Raw genomic sequence first — 26,270 nt, 5'->3', positions numbered from 1 at the left:
TGCTCAACCTTTAAGTTAAGACTATATTATTCAAGTAGCTATGGGGAGAGTTTCAGATGGGTGTATACTCAATTGGTCTTTGTATTTTACTGATGAGTTTCAGTGCGCTTGCCTATACGCTAAATATTGTCACTGAGAACTTTCCTGATTTCCAATACCTTAATGAAAAAGGAGAGTTGATTGGTCGCTCTGCGGATAAAGTTAGGGCCGTGCTTGATGGCGCTGGCGTGGATTACACCATCAACGTACTTTCATGGCCTGCAGCCTATAATGCCGCATTGAGAAAAGAAGATACCTGCGTATTTTCAACAGCCAGAAATACCATTCGCGAAAATGAGTTTAACTGGGTATTTCCAATTGATACTTTTTCTACATCTTTTTATGCGCTACGTGAAAGCAAAATCAAGTTGAATAAATTAGAGGACGCGCAAGTTTATCGAACTGCAGTGATCCGGGATAATTTTAGCCACCAGTTTTTAATGGAACATGGTTTTCAAGAGGGAAGGCAGCTGATCCTGATTAACTCCTTTGACAAGGTTTTTGAACTACTCAAAGCGCGAAAAGACTTTGTTGACTTGGTGATACTAAGTGATGCTCAGTTTCGATTTCGAAGTGCAAAAGAGCAAACGGCTCAATTACTTGAGCCGGTATATACCTTAGATAAGTTTAATACGTCACTTTACTTAGCCTGTAATAAAAATGTTCCCAAACACATCCTTGAGAAACTTCAGGAAACCTACAACGCGCTTTATTCAGCCAAATAAGCTTGAAGAAAACGGATTATTTTTTTATCTCTGGCCACTGAAAGCCGTGAAATGTATCTAGATACAGTTGCTCTACTTTGGTTCTTGCCCAAGGTGTGCGGCGCAAAAACTTGAGACTAGATTTAACGCTTGGATTATCTTTGAAGCAGTTGATATCTACGGCGGCTGCCATTTCTTTCCAGCCTAGCTGCTGTTCAAGTTTTACAATAATTTCTTCTAACTTGATACCATGAAGGGGGTTATTTGCTTGGGTTGTCATCTTCTACTTCTATATAACTTGAGATATTACACCTAGTTTACCCTAATTTTATTTGAAATTTCAGGTCTAATTGGCGTACCAGATGCGTCAGCTTTTACCCACATAAGTTTACTGTTATCTTCGTTGTATTTTTTTGTGGCACAGACAAACAGCATATCAAACTGTAACAACAGTGCGCCTTCGCTATATGATTTACCTTCATACCAGCACACTTCCTTTGGTATTTCTGTATACAACCTTAAATCAGCGGGCGTCGCAGCCAAAATCGGCAGTGAGATCAAATTAACAGCGATTAAACAAATTAAAAACTTCATCAAATTTAGTTTTTTGAACTAGAGTGTTAAATGACTATAGAAGAATAAGGAAAAATGACAATGGCTTTAGACCAAAAATTATTGGATGAATTGACCTTACTAGCTAGATTTCCAAGACATAGTTTGCATCAGGGAATAAAAATTCATAGCAGTGCGCCAGAAGGTGTGCAAGGTGCGGCGGTGCGGCTGTTTGAAAAAGGGGTCATTGACAGTCCTGACGGGGGATATTTGACTGATCTGGGTCATGACCTTATTGGTCACTTTGACCATGTCTATAGCGCACTGAAATAACAAACATTCGTTTAATTGAAAGAGTGATACGCTTAGCATATCACTCTTTTTAATAGCCTTATTGTGCGTCTAATTGATTTTCAGGCGCAGCATCAGAAAACGCGCTTAGCGTATTGCAATATTCATATACTCGGGCGATCTTAGGAAATGCAGTCATATCCACTTTAAAACGCAGCGCATTAAATACTTGTGGCACCAAACAAACGTCGGCTAGTGTAGGTTCTGTACCAAAGCAAAATTGACCGTCGCCTATCATAGGCTCTAGCTTTTTAAAGCCCTCGATAACCCAGTGACGATACCATTCGTTTTTCTGGTCGTCAGATGCGCCTAGCTCGTTTGATAAGTATTTAAGTACACGTAAATTATCAATAGGGTGGATATCACAAGCGATGGCATAGCAAAAGTTTCTTACCTGCGCTTTTTGCCATGGGTCTTGTGGTAACAAAGCTTGGCCGCTTTGCGTTTCTTCCAACCACTCCAGTATTGCTAAAGACTGTGCAAGAACGCCATGCTCAGTTTCTAGTGCTGGAAGCAACCCTTGACCATTTTTACTTAAATATGCCTCGCCGTTTTGCTCCGATTTAAGCAAGTTTACAGGGACTAACTCGTGGTCTAATCCTTTAAGATTTAAAGCAATACGCACTCGATAGGCCGCAGATGAGCGAAAATAAGTATAGAGTTTCAACATAATCTTTATGCTCCTTTAAAGTACTTTTTAATGCCTTTCCAGCAATCAGCATAGTTAGGCTGACGCGCTTTGCCTTCTAAAGCATACTTAGTTGGAGAGATAATGTAACGTGACTCAAACATAAACGCGAGCGTGTTTTCATAACGCTGCGGTGCAAGTTCTGCATTGCTTGCTTTTTCAAAGACATCCGCTTCTGGTCCATGTGGAGACATACAGTTATGCAGGCTCATGCCACCAGGTACAAAGCCATGCTCTTTGGCGTCGTAGACTCCTTCGATCAACCCCATAAACTCACTCATGATATTCCGGTGATAATAAGGAGGGCGGAAGGTATTTTCTGCCACCATCCAGCGCGGTGGGAAGATCACAAAGTCTACATTGGCAACACCTGGTGTGCCTGATGGAGAAGTAAGCACAGTAAAGATTGACGGATCTGGGTGATCAAAGCTTACGGTGTTCATTACGTTAAATCGTGCTAAATCATATTTGTATGGGGCGCTATTACCTGTCCACGCTACTACATCAAGAGGTGAGTGGCCAATGTCACAGCGGAATAAATTACCGTTGAACTTAGCAACCAGTTCAAAGTCGCCTTCTATGTCTTCAAAGGCAGCCACTGGGTATTGGAAATCACGCTCGTTTGTATAACCATTTGCGCCAACGGGGCCTCGCTCCGGCAGGATGTAGGGATTGCCGTAGTTTTCACAAATATAACCGCGCACTGCATCGCTGAGTAACTCAACTCTAAACTTGATCCCACGAGGGATAACGGCAATCTCACCTGGTTTAATCGCGAGTTTTCCGCACTCTGTATGTAAAATGAGTTCACCTTGCTGTGGGACGAATAATAATTCACCATCCGCATTATAAAAGTAACGTCCCTCCATTGATGCGTTAGCAACGTAAACATGAATGCCTATCCCGCTTTGTCCGTTGGCACTGCCGTTAGCAGCCATCGTTACTAAGCCATTGATAAAGTCTGTTTTTTCTTGTGGTACCTCGATAGGGTTCCAGCGCAACATGGAAGGGGGGGTAACGGCTTCAGTTATTGGTGCTGTGCGCAGTAAACCATTATCAATGGCCTCGTATTCCCCTTGTAAAACAGAGGGGCGAATACGGTAAAACCAATTTCTACGATTATCAGCACGAGGTGCTGTAAATGCTGTAGTGTTATATTGCTCTGCATAAAGGTCGTATTTTACTTTTTGCGGTGAAAATTGACCAATAGGTAAAGCGCCCGGCAATGCTTCACTTTCAAACTCATTACCAAACCCAGTTAAATATTGAAGTTCTTGGCTCATGTGTCTCGACTCCTTAATGTTTTATAGTAAGATACTCTCATGTGAGAGTATTTTCAATGTTTGTCATCTAGTCGCCCTGTAAAGCTATAGTGACAGTTGGGAGTGTGGAATAATGTCTAAAAATGATGAAAAGCTGCTGAATATAAACGAATTTTTGCCGTATCAGCTCGTTTCACTGTCAACAAAAGTGAGCAGTGACTTTGCGCACGTCTATGAACAAAAGGGAGAATTAACTCAGCCACAATGGCGGGTGTTATCTCACGCAATACAGAAGGAGGGGAGCACCGCTAAGCACATTTGTGAACTGGCAAATATGGACAAATCGACAGTTTCGAGAGCGATCAAACAGTTACAAGACAGAAAGTTGATAGAGATGTTAGTAAGTTCAAGTGATAAACGTGCAAAAACTATTGCGGTGACAGAGCAAGGAAGAGTGCTTTATCAAACGTTAACGCCGTTTGCATTGGCTTGGGAAGCTGAGCTACTTAGTTGTTTTAGCGATGAGCAGAAAGAGAAATTTATTGAACTGTTAGCGGTGCTTCAAAATAGACTAGTAAACAGTCATACAAGTAATGCTGATTAACGAAAAAAGGCCAACAATCGTTGGCCTTTGGGAGATTATCTAATTACGTGTTAGATATTAGAATGTGTAACGAATACCAATTTTAGCTTGCCATGCTGACGCGCCTTTATCGATAGTCGAGTAGTTACGAACATCTGCACCGTTGTAGCGTGGCTCGATGATTAGCTTGCCATCGTCATCTAGGCCACCGAAGTCATAAACAGCTTGGTCAGAGTAACTTAGTTTCTTCTCTACACCCCAGTCACTATTTAGTAGGTTAGCGAAGTTTTCGATCATAAAGTAAAGTTCACCTTTATGGTCTTTATAGAAACCTGGGATTTCTTGTTTAAAGCTAACATCCATAGTGGTAACCCAAGGCTGAGTTCCCGTATTGCGGTCTAGTAGTTGTCCACGCTCAGTAATGCCAGCACGATTAAGTAAGGCTTCTAGCTGGTTCCATGATAAATCTGACTGTTCCCAGTTTACATTGGCATCATCAGGACCAGACGGAATGTACGCTAGGTATGCTGATGTACGTGCAAAGTCACGAGTATCGCCAAAATCGTAGTCGTTGTATGAGCCCATAGTGTAGCTAAATGGACGGCCAGATCGACGTTCAAAGAACACATTAAACTTAGACGCATAACCGTCAAAGAATTCAGTAGTGTAGCGCAAGTTAATCTTGAAGCTATGTTCTACTTCGTAGTGACCACGACCTACTAAGTCAACATTACGGCTGTGCGTAGTTGCGTGTTTGTAGTTACCATCTGCTTGAGAAGCGCTACCAGGTGATACATCTTCAACATCTTGATTCGTGTAACTTGCAGAAACGTAAAGGCCGTTATCCCACTCTTTAGCAATTGCGGTGCTTAAAATAATAGAACGTGCGTCTTCATCTGCATTGGTCATCATAATGTCATAGTTATCTCTAAGCTCACCAGAGTACTTGTTGTCATAGATGATTCGACCAGTTGCAGAGCGCACGATATTACCGTTTTCATCAAGCTTTGGCGTGATAGAAGTGTTATGCCATACCGCTTCGTCTTGCTTGTTGTGGTAAGCAAGTTCAGCAGTCCACTTGAAGCCATCACCTAATAGTTCAGAATCAAAATCATATTCAAAACCAACCTGTGCACGAATGCTCGATGGTAGCTCGAAGTTAGGATCCGTATAAGCTGTGCTGCCAGCACCTTGTTGTAGAGAATCTTGAATTGGCTGTGGTACACGAGTGAAGTCAACTTGTTCAACACCAGCGAAATAATCGTTGATAGCGTCCTGGTTTGCGCTAACCTGCGTTAACCCGTCTTTTTGGAATGGGTTGTTAAACCAAACATTGGGGATACCGCCATGGAAACGACCAACACCACCATTAATGGTGAGTGATTCAGTTGCATAATACTTGAATCCGATACGTGGTAAAATGATATCAGCACCATCCAAGTTTTCCTGGTTCGTATAACCATAAGTTTCTTGGAATGCGGTATTTAACGTTGGCTTATCGCTTGAAGATAAGCGTTCGTAACGAACACCCGCTGTCATTTCAAGATCATCAGTCACATAGAACTTATCTTCAATATAAAGCGCAAGTTGCTCACGCGTGGCATCATAAGCTAAGTCATTGACATCGTTAGTATAAGCATTGGTATAAGAGAATTTGTAGTCATCATACTTGTTCAAGAACAGCTTTTTGTTTTCAAAATCTTTTATGCTACCAAACGTCCAGCTACCTCTTGAATCTTCACCGAACAAGTTGTACAGGCGTTTGCTCTCGTACTGACCACCGAAGTTAATCTCGTGGTCACCCATTAGGTAAGTTGCATCAAGTGTAAACGCAAAAGTTTCAGTTTCAGATTCATTGACATGGCGGTATACATCGCGACCGAATTGGAAGCCTGCGCCACGGTCGCCATTCAAGTACACCTTAATGGTGCCTAAATCTGAGTTTGTTACGCTGTCATTAGTTACATTTTTGTAGGCAAGACCAATTTCTGTCGAGAAATCATCAGACCAATCTGAATACAATTTAGCGGCAAAATTATCGAACTTGGTTGTGTAGGTATAACGACTTGACGCCATTGATACTGTTTCGCCACCTGTTGCGAAGCCTCTTGCATCTTCTTCATCTTGCCATTGGTAAGTAAAGTCTGCACGGTGAAGATCTGAAATGTTCCAGCTAAGCTTAATTAACACGCTATCGCTGGTGTCTTCTGGATTACCACCAAATCCATCTTCGATACCATATACGCTGTTTAATGTAGTAATGAATTTATTGTAGTCATTTTCACTCACATCAAATTCATGCGCTGTACCCGAACCATCAAAACCGTAGTCCATGTCCATCTCTTGTTTCCAAGAGTTGTAGTTAACAAAGTAAAATAACTTGTCTTTAATAATCGCGCCACCGGTGCTAAAGCCCAAACGCTTTTCGGTAACGATAGGATCTGTGCTTGCCACCTCGAAAGTCTTATGACCATCTTGATCAAGAATATTTGAACCCGCACGGTGAATTACTTTACCGTCAGCATCTTTTACATCTTCTTTGTATTTAGCTTCAGAAATGTTATCAAGCTTACCTGCTAGACTTGGTGTGCTGGTTTCGTAGAAGCCAGTGAAAGTATATTCATTAGAGCCAGACTTAGTAACAGCATTGATTGTGCCACCACCAAAGTTACCTTTTTTAGCAGAAAAAGGTGAGGTATCAACTGAGATCTGTTCAATTGCATCAAGTGCTACAGGTGGTTGCGCCGTTGGGTAACCACCAAAGTTTAGACCAAAATCATCATTTTGACCGATACCGTCAACGGTTAAACCGTTGGTTCTTGGGTTATTACCCGCAATCGTTAGTTCGCCATTACCATTGATACTGGCTAGTGGGTTTAAGCGTGCAATATCTTTGATATCATTATTGAAGCTAGGCACGTTTTCAATGGTATCTGCACCAAATACACTGCTTGAGCCACCAGCTTGTTGCACTAGCTTATATCCAGTGACTTCGATTTTTTCTATTTGTTGTAATGGCTGAAGCTGGTTATTTAGGCGGTGAGTATCACCAAGCTCTAGATAAATATTGTCAAGTTGTGTATCTGAATACTTGTTGGAATCCAAGATTACGCGATAAGGACCACCTACACGGAGGCCTTTTGCGATAAACGTACCTGACTCGTTGGTTAGAAAAGTACTTGTTGTTCCAGTTGGTTCGTGAATAACTGTAACTTTAACGTTTGCAGCGGCTTCACCTGTTGGCGTTGTAATTTTACCACGCATTGCAGATGACGTGTCAGCAGCATAAGCACTCGCTGATACGCCAAGTGCAAGAGCTAGTGCGCCAGCTACTTTAGTTAAGCGAACGTTTTTCATTGTTTCATTTCCCGTGTAAGTAGATTATGAGAGTTAGATTTTTAGATGTGATTAAACGACACCTAATACTACAATTCTCTAACTATGTTGATTAATTTATAAAGCAAAACCATCTGCTGGTTTACGACGTAGTACGGCTAGCTTCTAAAGAAGGTAGCCGTGTCGTAAAAGTGATAAATTCAATCTGAACTTATCATTTAGAAGTTATATTTAACACCAAAACGGATTTCATATAACGATGGCTTAATTTCAAAGTCAGTGCCTGAAGGGTTATTGAACTTCTCAAACACATATTGACCATTGTCATTGATAGATGCTGTCACTGCGTTTTGCATTGACGTACCACGTTCTAATGTGCCCCAGTCATCGTTAAGTAGATTGCCAACATTCTTTATTACGAAGAATGCAGAACCTTTATGTCCATCAGCAAAGCCGCCAAACTCTTGTTCAACTTTTAAATCGAAAGTAACAAACCATTCGCCGTCTTGAGAGTTTCGGTCTTGAATTTGACCTCGTGATAGACCTTCACGACCAATCCATGAGTCAAATGCAGCTTTATCAAACTCTTCACCATAGACTACACGCTGGTCGCCTTCAGAAGGTACGTATAGCAAATCGCGCTTTTCATCAGCATAACCGAACATACCTGTGTTATTAAACGTGTACGAGTATGGGTTTGTCATACTTGCTTGACCGAATAGGCTAAAGCGAGTTTCTAAGCCATCAAATAGCTCAGTTTTATACGATAGAGACATTGTTGCACGATGTGGTACTTCGTAATCTGAAGTCGCGACTTCTGGGTTTTGCGGATCCGCAGTTGCTATTCTGTGATAGTTCGAAAACGCGACAGAGCTACCCATTGGATGCACATCTTTTGCAACTGTGTATGCGTAAGAAAGCGCTAAATCTATACCGTTATCAAATGATTTGTTCATGCCGAAAGATAGAACATGACTATAACCATCATCACCCGACACATTGGTTAGCATTAAGTCTGATTCGCGAGAATGAAGTTTATCATTGTAAATTGGGCGGCCATCGGGTGCAGTTTCATCAGATGCTAATGTGATATTCTTGATAACCGCTGAATCTTGTTTATCTGTGTATAAGTAGTCAACACTGAATACATAATCAGATTCAGTAACATAAGTTGCACCCAGTGAAAGCTTCCATTCAGAAGGAATTTCAAAATCAGGGTCAGTTACGTTAGTGCTATCGTCAGCTCCACCCGCAGAGACAGTATCGTATAATTCCTTAGGAATATCGAAACCAGCTTGACCGTCGCCAACGAACGCAACTGCATTTGGGCCTAGCAACTGAAGGTTTTTCTTGTCTGTTTGGATGTTACGAATACCATCGTTTGAGTAGCTGTTTGAGATCCATACATTTGGGTTACCACCAGAGTAAAGGCCTATACCGCCACGCAATTCTAGCTGGTCATTGTAAGTCCAATTAACACCTAAACGCGGTTGTAACAGGTCAACGCCATCCAGATTCTGTTGGTTTGAAAAGCCAAAACGCTGTTCAAAATTAGGATTATATGCTGGCACGTCATCGCTTGTATACCAGTCGTAACGAACGCCTGCCGTGATGGTCATATCGTAATCGATAAAGTCGAACTTATCTTGGAAGTACAACGTATTTAGTGCGTACTTAAATTCACCAGCTGCATCTTCAGGGTTATGTGATGAAGCATTGCCATAGTAAACGCGCGCAATACCATTACTGAGATCTTCAATGCTGCTAAAGCGATATTCACCTTCGTTGTGTTGCACGAACATATTGAATACATCGAGTTCTTCACGCTCATATCCGAAATAAAGCTCATGCTCATCAAGGTAATAGGTACCTGCAAGTTTCAGAGAAAGGTTATCGTACTTTAATTTGTTTGCTTGACGAGAATCATCCGGACCTAAGTAAACAGTGACATCATCGACATTTACTTGAAACTCACCAAAACCAGATGCTTTATCTAGCGATAATTGACGGTTATCAAGCTCTGAATAACCAATACGGACTTCGGTCGAAAACACATCGCTCCAATCTGAATAGATTGAAGTAACAAAGGAGTTGAGCTCTGCGCCACGTTCATAGAAATGGTTTGATAAAGATAGCCTATCAGAACCAGAATCAGATTGAGACAAAGAAAAGCCATCGTTATAGTTATATACGAAGCTTGCACGATGATCGTCGTTGATGTTCCAGTCTAGTTTTACCAGTAGCTTTTCATCTTCTACAGGCAAACTTGGGATCATACCGCCGGCATCATAACCGTATTTTTCTTGCGTTATAGCGGTGATACGGTCGATGCTGGCCTGACTGATTTTTCCATTTGCGAACGGTGTATATTCGAAGATCTCTGATCCTTCTAGCTTTTCATAGCTTGTAAATAGGAACAGTGAGTCTTTAATCAGCGGTAGGCCGACGTTAAAACCGTAACGTTTCTCGTCATAATCGCCAATATTTTGTTTTTGACCATCAATTTTATCACCAGATAGCGAATCACTGGTATAGTCAAAAAATAGACCGCCCGTTAATGTGTTCGTACCTGACTTTGTTACGGCATTGATGTTACACGAAGTAAAGCCTCCGTATTGAACATCGAATGGCGCAAGTTCTACAGCAACTTGATCAATAGAATCAAAAGAAAAAGGCATACGCTCAGTTGGGTAACCATTGCTATTCAAGCCAAAGTTATCGTTCATTCGCATACCATCAACAGTTAAACTGTTGAACCTAGGATTACCTCCTGCACATAAAATAGCGCCTGAACTGCTCTCGTCTACGTAGATTCTAGGGTCAGTACGTACAATATCTTTCAAATCACGATTAATCGCAGGCTTATTTTGTAATTCAGCCAGAGAAAAGTGAGATGCGGGACCTGTTCCGCCAGATTGTGCAGTTAAAGGACGTCCAGTCACCACTATTTGCTCAATGTCTTGTAGTGATTGCAGTTGAACTGAAACAGGGTAGGTTTTACCTAAAGATAGATAAACATCATCAACTCTAGTATCTTCAAATTTATCAGAGTCAATAATAATTTGGTAAGGACCACCAACGCGAAGGCCTTTTGCAGAGAATACACCGCTTTCATTTACTGTGGCTGTTTTTACGGAGCCCGAAGGGGTATGAATAATTGTTATTTTTGTACCAGTAGCTGGATTACCCATAGGGCCTACGACTTGACCTTTTAAGCTAGAAGCTGTGTCGTTTGCGTGTGCAAAGCCGCTTGCAGCTAAACTTGCTGCAATAGCAAGAGACAGTGCTGTTTTGCGTAAAAGAGTATTCATTATGTTGTTTCCCGTATATTTCAGAACTTACTAAAGTTATTTTATATTCGCAGTGTTAGAAGTCTTTTTTAATGCTTCTTTTAATGGCTGCGAGTCCTTATCAAAAATTTGGTTTAATAAACCAGCAAGTCTAATACCGCCTTGTTGCAGTCTAAACTTCACTGTTGGCATATGCTTGTAAATGTACCCATAACTTATTTCAGTTTCATTGCTGTTATATACATTTTCGGCAATATTATTTGATTCAAGCAACCAGTCGGCTGGTGAGCTGTCTAAGTATTCAGCAATTATTTCATTATTTGTGGTTTGAATAAAACGTGTAAATTCTGTAAATGAAAGATTTTCATTTTCGATTAATTTGGTGTCCCAGGTACTGTGTAGGTTTGAGTCACTACCAAAAAACTTTACTTTAATCATGTTTCCGCCGCGGTCCTTACCTCTGCCGGCATGGAAAGGTTGGTGACTATCGCCGACAAGGTGGACAAGGAAGCGCAATGCAAAACGTTTTTCGTCTATGGATTTGGAGTCGGATTGGAGAGTGTTAATAGAGTAATAAATGCCATCTAGAATATTTTTTACTTTTTCTTTATCGTCTAGATTTGAATGGACATGTTGGTGCATGTTTTTAGGGTCTTCGATATTGATGTAATGCCATTTCGAAGATTGTTTGCGCCAAAACGTGCTTGGATCCGACCGCATTTCATCTGCCCAAGTAGATATCTCCGCTAGTGAGTCACCTTCTAATAAGGGTTGAATAGCAACACGCGTCTGCTCGGTTAAGTGTGCTTCAGCTAGCTCACCGATAATTCTGTGGCCATTTTGGCCCCATGCGTACGCATTTGACGCAGTGAACGTCATTCCTACCGCAAAAAGTAATGACAAGCTTTTACGTAACATTTGTATCTCTTGTAGAAAAGGGAACAATCTTCCCAACCAAAAAGTGAGGCCAATTGTCCGCATTTTTCAACAAAATAAAAGGACTCAATAAGATTCATAATTTCCTGTCAATAAAGTAATAAATTCAATTATTTATAGGTTATTAGTAAAATTACCTATTGCAATGAGTAAAGAAAATTGATCTAATAGAAGTCAAGAAAGAGTAGGTTATTCCAATTAGTGATACATAGTAACATTTTGACTGGTAAATCAACAATTGTATCTTTGTTGTTTATAAGCGCATTATTGTGCTGGGTTTTAGGGGCTCGATTAATATCGGCAAAGCCCCTCATTCTTGATCCTGTTGTTCAGTACTCAAATACCTGCAAAACACGTTCAGTGTCTAATATCAATACTTTGAAAATACATGTTCCGATTAAGAGTCTTGCGTTAGATGTATTAGTTCGAGCCTGTGAGGATGAGGTTGTGACCAGACAGTATGGACAAGTGAAAGTGTATTGGGGAGGGAGCTTAGCTGAACAAATTGAATTCTTAGCAAAGGGGATCGCCGATCTTATTTTAACGAAAGATAATATCATGTCGGCTCTGATGGCTGAATCAACGCATAGTTATAAGCCTGTCATAGGGTATCCGGCCTATTCAGCCTTTTTCATTTCAAACACAGAAAAACCCCGACTATCTAAATCTTATTTCTTAGATAAAAAAATAGGTTTGCTTGACTATCCTACAAGCCGCTCTGGTCATATATTGCCCAAAAGTGCGTTTAAAGAATTAGATATAGATATTAATGCGCTCGATATTACCTATTTGAGCTCGCATCAAGCACTCCGCGATCGTTTAGCGGCTGGCGAAGTCGATATTATTGCATCTTACTGGTCCGAAGAAGATGATAAACGTTTCTCTAAGAATTACATAACGCCAATTGCAAATAATGTCAGTGGAAGTAAATGGTATTTAAAAATGAGCAACAATAACACTGATTTGGCTTGTGCAATGCAAGGAGTTATTAACCAAGTAGCGCAATTAAGAACATCTAGTTACTTTGATAAGGTAGATAGATACTGGCAATGTGAAGCCTTACCTTATGGCTTTGTTGGAGAAGAAGATGGACATTAGCCAGCGTAATATATCCATTTTTATTGCTTTGGCATTATTGTTTAGCGGCATTTTTTACATTTCTCAAAGCATAGAAACTAAGCGTGTTTTGAAGCAACAAAAAGAAGCGGTTGCACTTCGTGTTGCTATTGATATGAATCGTTTACCTGTTGCGGATCCTTTTTTACATTATGCCGGCAATGAAACAGAGTTAAGAGAATATATAAACTCTCTAAATCTTGTTTTGGAAGCACAAGGTGCCCGTTTAACTGTTCTCGATATTAATACGTCCGGAGCAGGGCTGGGAGAAAAAAGCGAGTTACTCACTTTATCTGCGCCACATAGAAACTTCTATGTGGCGGTTGTAGTAGATGACACCAAACCAAAATCTACCTATATTTTTCCTCTGATTATGGCACTTATCGGCGTCGCGGTATTTAACTGGGTGAGTAGAAAGGCTACTGAATCGAGAGTAAATTTAAACACTACACTAGAAAATTTACCTGAATTTAAGCTCGTTATTGATTTGTATTCAAAAACAGTGACGACGAATAGAGATAAACTAGTAAGCGTCCAGCTTGCTAATAAGCCATTATGCTTCTATTTGGCACTTGTTGAATTTTGTGATGCAAATCCCGATACTGTTCTCAATCAAAATAAAGAAATGCCAAATGAATTATTGGAACTCGCTGATAAATACTTTTACCGTTTGGTTGAGCTTGGTCATACTATTAGAAAAAGACCTAATTTTACCAATAGCCTCGAGAAAACACTAAGTGAAATCAGAGCTGCGCTTGATGAGGTACTAGAAGCATTTCCAGAGAAAAAGGTGCTTTTCTACCCCCCTAAAGCACACGGAGAGGGCTCACGTTCTAAGCTGCATAGTTATGGACTGAGTGGAGTGAAAAAATCAGATATTGAGATTATTGGTAAATAAGATAGATTACTGTAGGCGGTGCGTTACACCGCTCTACAGGGTTGCCTTTTTATAAATCTACAGCCTTTATTGGGCTGTTCTTTTGGAAGTAATCTTTTAAGACCTGTGCATCAGTAAGGTCTGTCGCAGTGTATTCTGGAAGGTGATTAATCTTTGGATAACCGTCACCACCAGATGCGTTATAGCTATTCACACTCATGCGATAGGTTTTACCGTCAGTCAATGGTTTGCCCGCTATGCGCACATTGGTTACTTTATTGTTCTTAATGTCAAACGTAATATGGTGGAACTGTAAGTAAGCACCAGAGTCAGGTGGGAACTTAGCGACAGTATTTAAATAGTCAATAAGGTCGCTGGCCTTCCAATCTATGTACGTAATACGATTTTTAAAAGGGTGAACTTTCAGTACATCTTTGTAACTCACATCACCTTGCTCAATACTATCTCGGATCCCGCCACCGCTAATAATGCCAAAATCTGCTTCAACAGCTGCCATTTGCGCGTTAATGATTAAATCAGCTAGATTGCTTTGCTTAAATCTAACTGTACTGCGACGCCCATCTAAGAAACTATCAACGTATCCCACAGCGCCTGCAATTTGTGCTTGTCCTTTTTCTTGAAACGGCTTTAAGAAAGCAAGCATTTGCGGATCTTCTTGAATAGTTGCGCCAATAACTGCTCCGGATTTGTCTTTTAAGTTTACTGGGATCAAGTTGTAGCTGATCAAGGTTTTGGTATCACCATCAAGCCTAAAAACGGCTTTGCCTACATACTTACCCCACTCATGTGCTTGCATAATCCAAACACCATTTTGCTTATCCGGCTTACATGTTTTACCGGGAGCAAATGCAATATCCGCGTTACCATTGTCATCGACACAGACCGGCTCTTGAGAGTGTCCTCCGACTATCAAATCAAGCATACCAGTCGGAAGTTGGCGTGCGAGCGTTACATCACCAGGTGCATTGATCCCATGATTAGCACCGTGATAGTGACCCATGTGTGTCACAGCTATCATCACATCTGGCTGATATTTGGCTTTGATCTTAGGAACCCAGTTTTCTGTGGCAGCTAAAGGTTCAATAAAAGTCAAACCATGAACATGTTTTGGATTGGCAATTTTGACGGTATCAGTTGTGGTAAGTCCAAGTACGGCAATGGTCAATCCTGCACGTTCAATAATCGTGTAAGGCTCGTATGCAGGCACTTGATTTGTATTATCAAGAATATTTGCTGATAGTACAGGGAAGTTTGCCCACTCAATTTGTTTGGCTAGTACATCTCGTGTGTTGTCAAATTCATGGTTACCAATCGCCATGGCATCATAACCCAGCCTGCTCATTCCTCTAAAATCAGGTTCAGCAAATTGTAAATCAGATTCTGGTACACCCGTGTTTATATCGCCGCCAGAAAGCAATATAACGGCATGACCTGCTCTCTCGGCATCGCTTTTTAATTGGTCAATTAAGGTTTTTCTGGCAGCCATGCCATATTCACCTTTTTCATTTTGCCAAAAACGACCATGATTATCGTTAGTGTGTAATACGGTCAAGTATTCTGCTTGTTGCGATTGCTTTGGGGAGGAAAAATGGCACGCCGATAATAGCACAGCCGTGGAAAGAATAAGTAAGTTGCGCATAATTTAGAAACTATTTGATAAATTATGCGCGTATTCTAGAACATTAGAATTATTTTAATAGTGCTAACACTCAAAATTGCTATATTTTCTGGCGTTTTGTGCAACTGCAGATACTCTTCTGTCTAGTTCAAACTTTGCAAACTCACATTTTGCATGACCTGTTTCTATCATCCAGTTTAAAAAGCTCGCTGGCAGAGTTGAGTATGGTTCTCCTGCATGAAGTCCAAAATCGCAGATATCATTATCCTGTTTCATCTATGTGCCCCTGTTGTTCTTTTAACCATCGCCATGCTAACAAACTGAGTCAAGTAGAAAAGAACAATTAGATAAAACAAATGGTGTTTTTATAGTTTTTAGTTATATAAGTGTTAAAATTAATGTGATCCACTGAAGAATAATAAAGATACAACCCACAAGGTAGAGGCGAAAACGTGTTCTGAGGTGATTGCTACCGATATGAACATAAGTATGTGCAATACGGCTAATTACAAACAGTAGAGCGAAAGTACTGAACCACAAGGTAACGAGTTTCATCGCGAGTGCGGTAAGAGAAACAACAAAAAACAATACGGGAATTTCGAATTGATTAGTAAAGTTTCTGGATGCCAATATGACTTCTTCTGGCCCATTGTCCAGCGCCATGGTTTTGAACTGGTCAAACTGGATCTGTTTTTCTCGCACTGCTTTAAAGCGGCGTTTACCCATAATCACCATGATGGTTAAGGTTAACAGAGTTTGTAAAAATAACGCGGCAAGTAATAGATAAATAGATATTTGCATGATCCCTCCAATTTACGATGTGTTACAAAACAAAAAATTTCTATATTGCAAAAGCTTAGTTGAATGACGATGATAGTCTGGTCTTAAAAAGTAATTATCACAAGAATGGATTGTTTTATGAAAAAGCTATTCGCGATCAGTACGCTTACCTTAGCAGTTTTGACTGGATGTAGCACAACATCATCGCTTAATAATTCTGGCAGCGTTCAGAGCCTCCTTTCAGAGCAGCTTGTCGTGAGTCCAAATGATGATAGACAATATCAAACGCTAACTTTGGAAAATGGTATTGATGTTATCTTGGTATCAGATCCGTCGGTATCAAAGTCTGCGGCAGCGCTGAGCGTTGGCGTAGGTCTACTTCATGACCCGATGTCCCAACAAGGAATGGCACACTATCTTGAACATATGCTATTCCTTGGTACAGAAAAATATCCAGACAGTAAAGGTTATTCTGAGTTTATGACCAAAAACGGTGGGGCGCATAATGCATACACTTGGCTGGATATTACTAACTATATGTTCAAAGTGAACAACGATGCCTATGACGAGGCGTTAGACAGATTCTCCGACTTTTTTAAATCTCCAAAGCTTTACCCTGAATACACAGAAAAAGAAAAAAACGCAGTCAACGCAGAGTGGTCCATGCGTCGTGAAATGGACTTTTTTGGTCAATTTAAGCTCGCACGAAACATGATGGGTGACCATCCCGCTAATCGTTTTCTTATCGGCAACCTAGAAACGTTAGGAGATAAAGAAGGCAGTAAGTTACATCAAGAGACCGTTGCTTTTTATGATAAGTACTACTCTGCGAATATTATGAAGTTAGCCATGATTTCAAACGAACCGATTGAACAGATGGTGGCAAAAGCGAAAAAGCACTTCACGACAATCAAAAATAAAAACATCGAGAAGCCAGAGGTTAAACAATCGCTTAACTTCGACAACGTTGGGCAAAAATTGGTTCACTACAAACCAAATGAAGACGTTAAGACCTTACAGCTTGATTTTACTATCAAAAACAACGCAAGTGCGTTTGCGGTTAAGCCAAATTATTTCATTACTTATCTTCTAAGTAATGAAATGGCCGGAAGCCCAGCTCAAGTGCTAAAAGATAAAGGTTTAATTTCATCGTTAAGTGCATTCGCGACACCAAACAGCTACGGTAACTACGGCACATTACAGGTTGATATTCAGTTAACCGATGAAGGCTTAAAGCAACGCGAGTTAATTACTGGTACGGTACTGGATTATATCGATATGATCCGTGATAAAGGGGTCGATAGCCGTTACTTCAAAGAAATTCAGACATCGCTAAATAATCAATTTAGGTTTTTAGAAAAGGGCGATGAGTTTGGTTACGTCAGTAACCTTGCAGGTAGCTTGCAGCAGTACCCAATGAACCATGCTATTAATGCGAGCTACTACTATGCACAGTTTGATGCTAACGCCGTCAAGGCAGTCTTGGAACAACTAACACCCGAGCAAATGCGAGTATGGTATATCAGTAAAGGTGAACCTACTAATGCAAAACTACACTTCTATGATGGTGAATATCAGATTGTAGATTTAAAGCGTAGTGATTTTGATAAATGGAAAGAAGAGGCAAATTTCGATTTGGCACTTCCTAGTGTAAATACCTTGCTACCTGAAAACTTCGCACTAAAAACATCGGCAGACGATGCGAAAAAGGGCGTTCAGAAGGTGATTGACGCTGATGGCGTAACAGTTTGGCATGCTGCGAGTGAGCGTTTCTATCAACAGCCTAAGGGTAGTCTGAAAATTTACGTCAATAACCCAAGTCCATTAAAAGACATTAAAACCGAGGTTGCGCTGTCGGTTTGGGCAGACTTATACCGTTTGGATAAAGCAAAGCTAATGACGGAAGCCAGTATTGCGGGTATGCATCTTGGACTGACTCCCGCAAATGGGGTTATGCTAGATATTTCAGGCTTTACTGATAAGCAAGCTTTATTGTTAAAGGATGCACTCTCAGGTATTCGTGTAGAAACGAATAAACGAGCATTTGACCAAGCTATTGATCGTTACGTACGTGGCATTAAAAATCAAGAGAAAGAATTCCCATTCAGACAAGCTTTCGGTGTTTATCAAAAACTTATCCGTTCAGGAAGTTATGATGATTCTGCATTGATATCAGCGGCTAAGTCTTTGACTTTGTCCGATTTAGATAAAGTGCAAAATCAAATTCTAACGAATAACCAAGTTCGTGTTTTTGCTTATGGCAACTACGATAAAGCGGATTTACAAACGGTAAAAGAGACGCTTGATAATGCACTGCCCAAACGCCAAAAAGTGACTGAGTATGCACGTGCTAAATATTGGCAACCAGAGCAAAATCAGACACTCGTATGGCAGCAAGACATTGATGTTGCAGATGTCGCTGTAATCGACTTTGCAGTGCACCCAATTAAAGGCTATGCGCAAAAGGCGGCGGCGATGGTGCTTCAAGGGCACTTAAGAACGGCGGCATTTGAACGTCTGAGAACTGAAGAGCAGCTGGCGTATGCAGTTGGTGCAACGAGCGTCGCTATTGACGAGTATTCAGCGCTAGGCTTTTATATTCAGACACCGGTAAAAGATGCTAAGAGTATGCAAGCTCGCTTTGACGCGTATAAAGATGAATACGCTAAAGATTTAGCAGCGCTAGATAAGACGACTTTCGAGCAGTTAAAAAATGCAGTGCTAGTCTCATTAACTGAAGAGCCAAAAAATCTTTCTGAAGAGCTACAACCGTTAATGGGCGATTGGTTCAAAGAAAATATGGCATTTGACTCTGAAGCTAAGCTAATCGCTGCAGTTGAAGCGGTCACATTAGAAGATATTAAAGCGTACTATCAGCAAACTGTAATGAACCCCGATGCTGCTAGACTCAATATTCAATTACGTGGCGCTAAGTTCCAAGCCGAGCCATTTGCAGATTTACCGAAGCAAACTAAGCTAAACTCAGTTGAACAAATGTACGAAAACGTCAAATACCAACAGTAGCCTGTTGATATTTCAATAGTAATCAAAAGCTGGGCTAATTCGTTTCCCAGCTTTTTTATTCGCTTGTGTAAATGCTAAAGTAACAATGGAAGTTTATTTAGATGTTTTCGGAGACTAGATGAAGATTGCGACAGGAGAAAGGGTATTTTTAAGAAAGGCAAATTTAAATGATGCGGGATTTTTACTTAGGCTTTTGAATCAAAAAAGCTTTATCGATAATATCAGGGATAAAGGTATAAAAACGCAACAACAAGCTGAGGAGCATATCGAGCAAGCTTATCTTATTCCCTATCAAATTGGCACACCTGCAGCTTACATCGTAGTAGAAGCAAGCAGCAATACGAGTATTGGCGTATGTGGCCTGTATCAAAGACCCTTTTTTAATATTCCGGACCTAGGTTATGCGTTTTTAGATGATTTTACTGGCAAGGGTTATGCTTCCGAGGCCGCCAGATTGCTAATGGAATATGTTAGATCAGAAGAGAGCCACCCGAAGCTGAGCGCTATCACATTAGAGAGTAATACAGCTAGCATGAATCTGCTCAGTAAGGCAGGATTTAGGCCTGTTGGCAAAATAATAATTGATGACGATTTTACACCCGTAGTCGTATTTAGGTGCCAATTATAATTGCTGACTTATTTGTGTCGTTAGTTGAGAAAAATTTCTCTGATGTGCCGCCACCAGTGCGCTAAAGCCATCCTGCTCAAGAGCTGTTGCAAATTGGAATGGCTGCACTTGAGTTAGCTGATAGCTCCCTTCTTTGTACTGATAAAGATACCAAGTCCCACTCATTACAGCGCCTTTTTCAAAGTGTCCCGCAAACTCATTAATTTCTACAACTAGGCGTTGATGCTCTTGCGTATTACGATAAAACTTATCGCTTTTCATTACAGTGGTCTTGTTGGTGGCATTTAATGAATTGACTAAGTTCCATGTCAACATATCGGAAGGTGGCTGAGCCCAAAAGTGAAAGTTAGCGATATTTACTTTGTTCTCTGGTTGATATTGCACTAATGCTTGTTGATCGAACAATTCAATTAATTGAACTTTATCAATCAAAAGTATCTGATTAAGCTCAGCGTTTTGTTTGTTTTCTATACTTTGAGCTTCTAACTGATAATAGTTGACGGGCTGCGAAGGGTTGGTAATACAGCCCGTTAAAAATAATAGCACCAGAAAAGTCACTAACCCCGATTTCATTTATTCTTCCTCGGTAGCGGATCCGCGCCACTTTCTTTATTAAAAATAAGCATATTCGGTTGTTCATTCAGCCCTTTGGAAATAGGTTTTAAGCGATTGGACAGACTTTCAAGTTCTTCGAGGGTATTACTGAGCTGATCCATAACACCCGAGCCTTTTTGGTACTGTGTCATGGTTTGCTCAAACTGCTTTAGGCTTGAGGTGAGCTGGCTAAGCGTATCTTTTAAGCTTGTTAAATTACTGCCAACCTTGTCTGTTAATTTATTATTATTGATAGACTCTACGAGTTGATTCATTTCCATTGCTAGTAACCTGTGTTGCTGAAGGGCACCCTCTAACTCCTTAACAGTTGTTTCAAGAGGTAACCCATTTAACTTGTTCAATAAGCTCGTGACTTGTTCAGAAAGTGCCGTAATACCGCTTGGAACACTCGGTAATACGGGATAAATAGTTGCTTTGTCTGAACTAACTACTTCCGCATTTGGATAGAAGTCTAACTCTATATATACAGCACCTGTTAACAAATTGCCACTTTTTAGTGATGCTCTAAGACCACTGCTAATCCATTTGTCTATATTTTCTGACCAATATGCTTGTGCAAGCTGTGCGTCCTCATAGATGCGGCCATACTCAATTTTAACCAATACAGGTACGGAGGTGTTGTTTTGCTGAAAGTATAAGGGCCGATCGTCACTAACACCGGTTGCTGGTACTTGTTCTATGGTGCCAATACGCATACCTCGGTACTCAACTGGTGCACCAGCTCGAAGACCCCGAATTGATTGCTCAAACTCAATAAGGTAATAATCAAAATGGTCAAATCGCTGTTCTAAAGCCATCGAAAAGTTTTTGTGTAGAGCGTAGGTTTTATTTTCGAGCGCTACTGTGCCGCTCGGCATAGTTGGTGGATAGTCAACAGAAATCCCACCCTTGATCATTTTTGCCAGTGATCCTGTCGAAACTTCAACGCCCTCTGTTGATAGCTTAAAATCAATACCGGAACTCACCCAGAAAATAGCATTATCTGTGATGAGCGTATCGTACGGCGAATAGATAAAAATACCGTACTCCATTTTCAAGCTTTCAACACTAAAATGCGCTGACTCAACTTGACCCACTTTATAATTGCGGAAAAAAATACTGGATCCAACGTCTAAAACTTCAGCATCAGAAGCCACAAGTTGATAACGTTTTCCGTGTACCTCTGAGCCAATTAATGCAGGCTCATCCATTAAGGTGAAGATGCTCGAGCGTGTTTTTGCTTCACCAGGAGAAAGCTCTATATATACGCCAGAGAGTAACGTATTCATGCCTGAGATGCCGGATTCGTCAATTCGAGGTTTTACTACCCAAAACGAAGAGTCTTCAGCCAATAAATCACGATAGGGCTGCAAAATCCTAACTTTTGCAACCACAGCGTTTTGTGTTAATTCAAGCTTTAACGACTCCACTAACCCGACTTTAACGCTTTTTACTCTCACTTCAGTTTTGCCGGCAATAATGCCATCTGCATCAGTCATTTTTATAAAAATAGTGTGGCCTTTATTTGCCTGATGTTGATATAACATCCAGCCTGTGATGAGCAACGCGATAATTGGAATAATCCATATCACTGAAAACTTTGGTTTGTCTTCTATATCAGCTTGAGTAGTCATTGATTATTTTTATCCCACAATAATCTTGGATCAAAACTATTAACGGCAGCGATTTGGCAAAGCACCATCAAAGTAAAAAACACGATACCAATTTCTGGTTCTACATTTAGCACCGTACCAAGTTGCACCAGAGACACTAAAATAATCACTACAAACACATCAATCATGGACCAGCGGCCAATGAATTCGAGTAAGCGGTACACTTTTGTTGCTGTGATTGGGTCTTTGGGTTTTTTAACTCTTACTAGTAAGTAACTCAATAGTAACGCTTTTGCGATAGGAATACATATACTTGCGAGAAAAATAAGTGTTGCGACGGGGTAAGAACCGGCTTCCCAAAGCACTTGAACGCCTGAGAAAATAGTCGCAGGCGTATGAAGCCCAAGACTAATGGTATCCATGATGGGTAGAAAATTAGCTGGCACAAGTAGCACGACGCTGGTGAGCATCCAAGCTAAGCTTTTTTGCGTAGATTGAGACTTTCGGTATTTTAGTTTGGCGTAGCAGCGCTGACACTTTTCACCTTCACCCAAAAAGCCACAAACCTTGCAACGTTTTAGCGTGGAAGACAAATTGTTCGGTTCCACTAAGTGACGATTACATTGAGTCTGATTACGCCACATATACTCGTGATCAAAAAGTGAGAGGGCTTCAATAAAACACAAAACGAATAAAATATAAGCCCAAAATCCAAGGCCCATCTCCAATTCAGCGAAAGACATTAATTTAAAAGCGCTCACGAGCACGGCTACTAAAAATATATCGGTGAGATTAAGCGGTTTTAGTGCTGAGAGTAATTTTGCTAAATGCCTAGCATTGTGCGCATTGATGATTTGCCAATACTCGGTGTGTGCAAGTAGTAGCAACGAGCATACGGCAACAGGCATAACTAAAATAGTGAAGGCAAATAATCCAGCGAGAAAATAGCTGTAATGTTCAGCTAACAATATGAGCGCTTGCCAGAGGCTCACAACTTGAGTGATACCGTGTTGCGTGTAGGAAATAAAGTCTGGAAATAAGCTTGCGAATAAGAATAATAACGCAGAAAAGCTGAAGGCTTGTACTAATTGGTTTTGGCGTCCTTGTACATGGCATAAGACGCATCGACAGTTTGGGCACACCGCACGCTTTTGGGACTCGATAGAGTCTATTTCAACAAGCGTATCGCATTCAGGGCAAGCTGTAATCACACAAAAATCCGTTGATTTCCTTTTATGCTAGTTTGCTTGATGTGCCCAAATTTATCAATGTTAATCAAATACTGCGACGGTTTGGCGACTTAGGGCGAGCAGCTTGCCATCTTGCGACCAAATTTTTGCATCTTCAATACCATAACCATTTTGGCTATGGTGAGTAACGGCTTCAAAGCCCAGCCAAGACTCTGAGTCGAGTGAAATATCACACAAAAACTCTATGTACCAAGACATACTGCTGGCGGGGCTTGGCGCTTTACACATCTGAAGTAATGTTGGCGGCCATGAATCAGCAAGAGCCAGTGTATGTAGTTCATTTACCGATGTAGTTTGTGCTTTAAATCGCATCCAGCCACCTAGGTTTGAAGATGGTGCACCGGAAAATGGCAAAGCGCCTTGCTGAGCATTGAGCGAGACATGCTGGAAAAATGCAGGCATCACACCTTCTTGGTATGGAAGAACTGCCTTTGGATTAACAGCTGAAAGAGTAGGGTTATCGACATTTGTAACTTGGATAGCGGATTCTCTATCCTTGCCAAAACAACCGATAGCAATAAGACAAACTTTGCCTGACTGGATCAGCTGCGTCTGCATTTGCGTGGCATTTTTTCCGCTACGCAGAATGGTAGTTGCAACTGTAAATGGTGTGCCTTCTAGCAGCGGCCCTACAAAGTTTACACTCACAGAGAGCAATCTACGAGGCTCTGTCAGTTGATGCTTCATGCTTTGCACCGCGATTGCAGCAGACAGTCCGCCAAACGCAGTACGGCCTTGACACCAACTTGCAGGAAACGTCATTTGTGTTTGCGCTTGCTGTAAATGCTCCGACTGAATAATTTCATCAAACGTCATGTTGTCATTTCTCATTCTTTATTATGTTGCACTTAGCATAACTGGTCTAACCAGGTAATCAAGCGTCAAATACATCGTATTTTCTTCTTCACTTGTTTCAAAATAAGCAATTAAGGGTGCTTTTTTGACCGAAACGTTCGAAAAGCAAAAAAATTTCAATTTTTTTCATTTTTTTTTAGTTGTGACGCTTGAATTACAAATCGGTGACCTTATTTATCAAATCAACTAACTGAACAACGAATTTTGAAGTCGGAGATGATTCATGGGTAAAATTATTGGAATCGATTTAGGTACTACTAACTCTTGTGTAGCGGTACTTGATGGTGATAAGCCGCGCGTTATTGAAAATGCTGAGGGCGACCGCACAACTCCTTCTGTTATCGCATTTACAGATGATGGTGAAACACTTGTAGGTCAGCCAGCGAAACGCCAGGCGGTAACTAACCCTAAAAACACACTTTATGCTATCAAGCGTCTAATTGGTCGTCGTTTTGAAGATGAAGAAGTACAGCGTGACCTTAGCATCATGCCTTTCAACATCGTAAAAGCGGACAACGGCGACGCTTGGGTTGAGGTACGTGGTGAGAAAAGAGCTGCACCTCAGATCTCAGCTGAAGTTCTTAAGAAAATGAAGAAAACAGCTGAAGATTTCCTTGGTGAGGCAGTAACAGAAGCCGTCATCACTGTTCCTGCATATTTCAACGATTCACAGCGTCAAGCAACTAAAGATGCTGGTCGTATTGCAGGTCTTGAAGTTAAGCGTATCATCAATGAGCCAACAGCCGCAGCACTTGCTTACGGCATGGATAAGAAACAAGGTGACAACGTTGTTGCAGTATACGACTTAGGTGGTGGTACATTCGATATCTCAATCATCGAGATTGATGAAGTTGAAGGCGAGCACACGTTTGAAGTTCTAGCAACTAACGGTGACACTCACTTAGGTGGTGAAGACTTTGATAACCGCGTTATCAACTACCTAGTTGCAGAATTTAAGAAAGACCAAGGCATCGACCTAAAAACTGATCCGCTAGCGATGCAGCGTGTTAAGGAAGCAGCAGAAAAAGCGAAGATCGAGCTGTCTTCTGCACAGCAAACTGAGGTAAATCTACCTTATGTTACTGCTGATGCAACAGGTCCTAAGCACATGAACGTTAAGCTAACTCGTGCAAAACTTGAGTCGCTAGTTGAAGACTTAGTTGCGCAATCAATCGAGCCGCTAAAACGTGCACTAGCAGATGCTGATCTTTCTGTAAGCGACATCAATGATATCATCCTAGTTGGTGGTCAAACACGTATGCCACTTGTACAGAAGAAAGTTGCAGAGTTCTTCGGTAAAGAGCCTCGTAAAGACGTAAACCCTGATGAAGCGGTAGCGGTTGGTGCTGCTGTTCAAGGTGGTGTACTTGCGGGTGACGTGAAAGACGTACTACTACTTGACGTTTGTCCTCTATCTCTAGGTATTGAGACTATGGGTCAAGTAATGACTGCGCTAATCGAGAAAAACACGACTATTCCTACTAAAAAGTCGCAAACTTTCTCAACAGCAGAAGACAATCAGTCAGCAGTAACAATTCACGTACTACAAGGTGAGCGTAAACGTTCAAGCGATAATAAATCTCTAGGTCAATTCAACCTAGAAGGTATTCGCCCGGCGCAACGTGGTGTGCCACAAATCGAAGTTACTTTTGATGTGGATGCAGATGGTATCTTACACGTATCTGCGAAAGACAAAGATACAGGTAAAGAGCAGAAGATCACAATCCAAGCTTCTTCAGGTCTAAGTGACGATGAAGTAGAGAAAATGGTACGTGATGCAGAAGCAAATGCTGAAGAAGACAAAAAGTTTGAAGAGCTAGTTGGCGCTCGTAACCAAGCTGATGCGCTTGTTCATGCTACACGCAAACAAGTTGAAGAAGCGGGTGACGACCTTCCAGCTGATGACAAGACAGCAATTGAAGCTGCACTTGGCGAGCTAGAAACGGCAATCAAGGGCGACAGCAAAGAAGAAATCGATGCTAAGACACAAGCACTAGCAGAGAAATCTCAGAAGCTTATGGAAATCGCTCAAGCAAAAGCGCAGGCTCAACAAGCTGGCGGTGATGCAGGTGCCCAACAAGGTTCAGCGAAAAAAGACGACGACGTAGTTGACGCTGAATTTGAAGAAGTTAAAGACGACAAGTAATTGTAGG

At 41.1% G+C, this 26,270-nt stretch carries 22 protein-coding genes; 8 read left to right on the top strand and 14 right to left on the bottom strand.

The window, feature by feature from the left end; genetic code table 11:
* Positions 1–56: 56 nt before the first annotated feature.
* Positions 57–764, top strand: coding sequence for a transporter substrate-binding domain-containing protein (locus DRB05_RS09045; RefSeq protein ID WP_128726651.1), 708 nt, complete (start codon positions 57–59; stop codon positions 762–764).
* Positions 765–780: 16 nt separating this feature from the next.
* Here DRB05_RS09045 and DRB05_RS09040 read toward each other — a convergent pair whose 3' ends face one another.
* Positions 781–1,023, bottom strand: a complete 243-nt coding sequence (locus DRB05_RS09040) for a VF530 family protein (RefSeq protein ID WP_128726650.1) — start codon at positions 1,021–1,023, stop codon at positions 781–783.
* Between the two features lie 32 nt (positions 1,024–1,055).
* A complete protein-coding gene (locus DRB05_RS09035) occupies positions 1,056–1,337 on the bottom strand; it encodes a DUF1496 domain-containing protein (RefSeq protein WP_128726649.1) in 282 nt (93 codons plus the stop codon).
* A 60-nt stretch (positions 1,338–1,397) separates the two neighbouring features.
* Between DRB05_RS09035 and DRB05_RS09030 the strand changes: the two genes are divergently transcribed.
* Positions 1,398–1,628: a TIGR02647 family protein gene (locus tag DRB05_RS09030; protein ID WP_128726648.1), complete on the top strand. Its 231-nt coding sequence runs from the start codon at positions 1,398–1,400 to the stop codon at positions 1,626–1,628.
* A 58-nt stretch (positions 1,629–1,686) separates the two neighbouring features.
* On the opposite strand, the gene maiA is transcribed toward DRB05_RS09030, so the two are convergent.
* On the bottom strand, positions 1,687–2,313 hold the full coding sequence (maiA, locus tag DRB05_RS09025) for a maleylacetoacetate isomerase (protein ID WP_193554566.1): 627 nt from the start codon (positions 2,311–2,313) through the stop codon (positions 1,687–1,689).
* Between the two features lie 8 nt (positions 2,314–2,321).
* Positions 2,322–3,617, bottom strand: coding sequence for a homogentisate 1,2-dioxygenase (gene hmgA, locus DRB05_RS09020; protein WP_128726646.1), 1,296 nt, complete (start codon positions 3,615–3,617; stop codon positions 2,322–2,324).
* Between the two features lie 112 nt (positions 3,618–3,729).
* Between hmgA and DRB05_RS09015 the strand changes: the two genes are divergently transcribed.
* Positions 3,730–4,200 (top strand): MarR family winged helix-turn-helix transcriptional regulator, encoded by a 471-nt coding sequence (locus tag DRB05_RS09015; RefSeq protein ID WP_128726645.1) that lies wholly within the window; start codon positions 3,730–3,732, stop codon positions 4,198–4,200.
* Between the two features lie 57 nt (positions 4,201–4,257).
* Here DRB05_RS09015 and DRB05_RS09010 read toward each other — a convergent pair whose 3' ends face one another.
* The 3 genes from DRB05_RS09010 to DRB05_RS09000 form a co-directional block, all read right to left on the bottom strand.
* Positions 4,258–7,536 carry a TonB-dependent receptor gene (locus tag DRB05_RS09010; RefSeq protein WP_128726644.1) on the bottom strand — a complete coding sequence of 1,093 codons (3,279 nt, stop codon included), beginning with the start codon at positions 7,534–7,536 and terminating at the stop codon, positions 4,258–4,260.
* Positions 7,537–7,733: 197 nt separating this feature from the next.
* A complete protein-coding gene (locus DRB05_RS09005; RefSeq protein ID WP_128726643.1) occupies positions 7,734–10,826 on the bottom strand; it encodes a TonB-dependent receptor in 3,093 nt (1,030 codons plus the stop codon).
* A 36-nt stretch (positions 10,827–10,862) separates the two neighbouring features.
* Positions 10,863–11,723, bottom strand: a complete 861-nt coding sequence (locus tag DRB05_RS09000; RefSeq protein ID WP_128726642.1) for a S1/P1 nuclease — start codon at positions 11,721–11,723, stop codon at positions 10,863–10,865.
* Positions 11,724–11,960: 237 nt separating this feature from the next.
* On the opposite strand from DRB05_RS09000, the gene DRB05_RS08995 reads away from it, so the two are divergent.
* Together DRB05_RS08995 and DRB05_RS08990 are read left to right on the top strand one after the other, a co-directional pair.
* Positions 11,961–12,839: a PhnD/SsuA/transferrin family substrate-binding protein gene (locus DRB05_RS08995; protein WP_209319183.1), complete on the top strand. Its 879-nt coding sequence runs from the start codon at positions 11,961–11,963 to the stop codon at positions 12,837–12,839.
* Positions 12,829–13,755 carry a hypothetical protein gene (locus DRB05_RS08990; RefSeq protein WP_128726641.1) on the top strand — a complete coding sequence of 309 codons (927 nt, stop codon included), beginning with the start codon at positions 12,829–12,831 and terminating at the stop codon, positions 13,753–13,755. Before DRB05_RS08995 ends, DRB05_RS08990 begins: the two co-directional genes overlap by 11 nt.
* Before the next feature lie 49 nt (positions 13,756–13,804).
* Here DRB05_RS08990 and ushA read toward each other — a convergent pair whose 3' ends face one another.
* From ushA to DRB05_RS08975, 3 genes are all read right to left on the bottom strand, one after another.
* Positions 13,805–15,394 (bottom strand): bifunctional UDP-sugar hydrolase/5'-nucleotidase UshA, encoded by a 1,590-nt coding sequence (ushA, locus tag DRB05_RS08985; protein WP_128726640.1) that lies wholly within the window; start codon positions 15,392–15,394, stop codon positions 13,805–13,807.
* Between the two features lie 63 nt (positions 15,395–15,457).
* Entirely contained in the window at positions 15,458–15,649 is a 192-nt protein-coding gene (locus tag DRB05_RS08980) for a hypothetical protein (protein ID WP_128726639.1), read from the bottom strand.
* 102 nt (positions 15,650–15,751) lie between these two features.
* On the bottom strand, positions 15,752–16,174 hold the full coding sequence (locus tag DRB05_RS08975) for an MAPEG family protein (protein WP_128726638.1): 423 nt from the start codon (positions 16,172–16,174) through the stop codon (positions 15,752–15,754).
* 117 nt (positions 16,175–16,291) lie between these two features.
* Between DRB05_RS08975 and DRB05_RS08970 the strand changes: the two genes are divergently transcribed.
* Together DRB05_RS08970 and DRB05_RS08965 are read left to right on the top strand one after the other, a co-directional pair.
* Complete coding sequence (locus DRB05_RS08970; protein ID WP_128726637.1) at positions 16,292–19,177, top strand: insulinase family protein; 2,886 nt, start codon at positions 16,292–16,294, stop codon at positions 19,175–19,177.
* Between the two features lie 118 nt (positions 19,178–19,295).
* Positions 19,296–19,805, top strand: coding sequence for a GNAT family N-acetyltransferase (locus DRB05_RS08965; RefSeq protein ID WP_128726636.1), 510 nt, complete (start codon positions 19,296–19,298; stop codon positions 19,803–19,805).
* On the opposite strand, the gene DRB05_RS08960 is transcribed toward DRB05_RS08965, so the two are convergent.
* Genes DRB05_RS08960 through DRB05_RS08945 form a run of 4 tightly spaced genes read right to left on the bottom strand, consistent with a single transcriptional unit; the run spans position 19,800 to position 24,078 of the window.
* Positions 19,800–20,378, bottom strand: coding sequence for a PqiC family protein (locus DRB05_RS08960; RefSeq protein ID WP_128726635.1), 579 nt, complete (start codon positions 20,376–20,378; stop codon positions 19,800–19,802). The two genes, DRB05_RS08965 and DRB05_RS08960, sit on opposite strands and share 6 nt — an antisense overlap.
* Complete coding sequence (pqiB, locus tag DRB05_RS08955; RefSeq protein WP_128726634.1) at positions 20,375–22,033, bottom strand: intermembrane transport protein PqiB; 1,659 nt, start codon at positions 22,031–22,033, stop codon at positions 20,375–20,377. The genes DRB05_RS08960 and pqiB overlap by 4 nt, the downstream gene beginning before the upstream one ends.
* The gene (locus DRB05_RS08950; protein ID WP_128726633.1) at positions 22,030–23,223 is read right to left on the bottom strand and encodes a PqiA/YebS family transporter subunit; all 1,194 of its coding nucleotides are present in this window, start codon (positions 23,221–23,223) and stop codon (positions 22,030–22,032) included. The genes pqiB and DRB05_RS08950 overlap by 4 nt, the downstream gene beginning before the upstream one ends.
* A 60-nt stretch (positions 23,224–23,283) precedes the next feature.
* On the bottom strand, positions 23,284–24,078 hold the full coding sequence (locus DRB05_RS08945) for a thioesterase family protein (protein WP_128726632.1): 795 nt from the start codon (positions 24,076–24,078) through the stop codon (positions 23,284–23,286).
* Positions 24,079–24,340: 262 nt separating this feature from the next.
* Between DRB05_RS08945 and dnaK the strand changes: the two genes are divergently transcribed.
* Positions 24,341–26,263, top strand: a complete 1,923-nt coding sequence (gene dnaK, locus DRB05_RS08940) for a molecular chaperone DnaK (protein ID WP_128726631.1) — start codon at positions 24,341–24,343, stop codon at positions 26,261–26,263.
* Positions 26,264–26,270 lie beyond the last annotated feature (7 nt).

The sequence above is a fragment of the Pseudoalteromonas sp. A757 genome (assembly GCF_004103285.1).
Classification (GTDB): domain Bacteria; phylum Pseudomonadota; class Gammaproteobacteria; order Enterobacterales; family Alteromonadaceae; genus Pseudoalteromonas; species Pseudoalteromonas galatheae.
Note: the sequence above shows the minus strand (reverse complement) of the source record. Positions and strands in the feature narration are given on the sequence as shown.

What these genes read in the sequence shown, in the direction of transcription:
- DRB05_RS09045 (WP_128726651.1), top strand. Translation starts at nt 57, where the DNA reads ATGGGTGTATACTCAATTGGTCTTTGTATTTTACTGATGAGTTTCAGT.
- DRB05_RS09040 (WP_128726650.1), bottom strand. Translation starts at nt 1,023, where the DNA reads ATGACAACCCAAGCAAATAACCCCCTTCATGGTATCAAGTTAGAAGAA.
- DRB05_RS09035 (WP_128726649.1), bottom strand. Translation starts at nt 1,337, where the DNA reads ATGAAGTTTTTAATTTGTTTAATCGCTGTTAATTTGATCTCACTGCCG.
- DRB05_RS09030 (WP_128726648.1), top strand. Translation starts at nt 1,398, where the DNA reads ATGGCTTTAGACCAAAAATTATTGGATGAATTGACCTTACTAGCTAGA.
- hmgA (WP_128726646.1), bottom strand. Translation starts at nt 3,617, where the DNA reads ATGAGCCAAGAACTTCAATATTTAACTGGGTTTGGTAATGAGTTTGAA.
- DRB05_RS09015 (WP_128726645.1), top strand. Translation starts at nt 3,730, where the DNA reads ATGTCTAAAAATGATGAAAAGCTGCTGAATATAAACGAATTTTTGCCG.
- DRB05_RS09010 (WP_128726644.1), bottom strand. Translation starts at nt 7,536, where the DNA reads ATGAAAAACGTTCGCTTAACTAAAGTAGCTGGCGCACTAGCTCTTGCA.
- DRB05_RS09005 (WP_128726643.1), bottom strand. Translation starts at nt 10,826, where the DNA reads ATGAATACTCTTTTACGCAAAACAGCACTGTCTCTTGCTATTGCAGCA.
- DRB05_RS09000 (WP_128726642.1), bottom strand. Translation starts at nt 11,723, where the DNA reads ATGTTACGTAAAAGCTTGTCATTACTTTTTGCGGTAGGAATGACGTTC.
- DRB05_RS08990 (WP_128726641.1), top strand. Translation starts at nt 12,829, where the DNA reads ATGGACATTAGCCAGCGTAATATATCCATTTTTATTGCTTTGGCATTA.
- ushA (WP_128726640.1), bottom strand. Translation starts at nt 15,394, where the DNA reads ATGCGCAACTTACTTATTCTTTCCACGGCTGTGCTATTATCGGCGTGC.
- DRB05_RS08980 (WP_128726639.1), bottom strand. Translation starts at nt 15,649, where the DNA reads ATGAAACAGGATAATGATATCTGCGATTTTGGACTTCATGCAGGAGAA.
- DRB05_RS08975 (WP_128726638.1), bottom strand. Translation starts at nt 16,174, where the DNA reads ATGCAAATATCTATTTATCTATTACTTGCCGCGTTATTTTTACAAACT.
- DRB05_RS08970 (WP_128726637.1), top strand. Translation starts at nt 16,292, where the DNA reads ATGAAAAAGCTATTCGCGATCAGTACGCTTACCTTAGCAGTTTTGACT.
- DRB05_RS08965 (WP_128726636.1), top strand. Translation starts at nt 19,296, where the DNA reads ATGAAGATTGCGACAGGAGAAAGGGTATTTTTAAGAAAGGCAAATTTA.
- DRB05_RS08960 (WP_128726635.1), bottom strand. Translation starts at nt 20,378, where the DNA reads ATGAAATCGGGGTTAGTGACTTTTCTGGTGCTATTATTTTTAACGGGC.
- pqiB (WP_128726634.1), bottom strand. Translation starts at nt 22,033, where the DNA reads ATGACTACTCAAGCTGATATAGAAGACAAACCAAAGTTTTCAGTGATA.
- DRB05_RS08945 (WP_128726632.1), bottom strand. Translation starts at nt 24,078, where the DNA reads ATGACGTTTGATGAAATTATTCAGTCGGAGCATTTACAGCAAGCGCAA.
- dnaK (WP_128726631.1), top strand. Translation starts at nt 24,341, where the DNA reads ATGGGTAAAATTATTGGAATCGATTTAGGTACTACTAACTCTTGTGTA.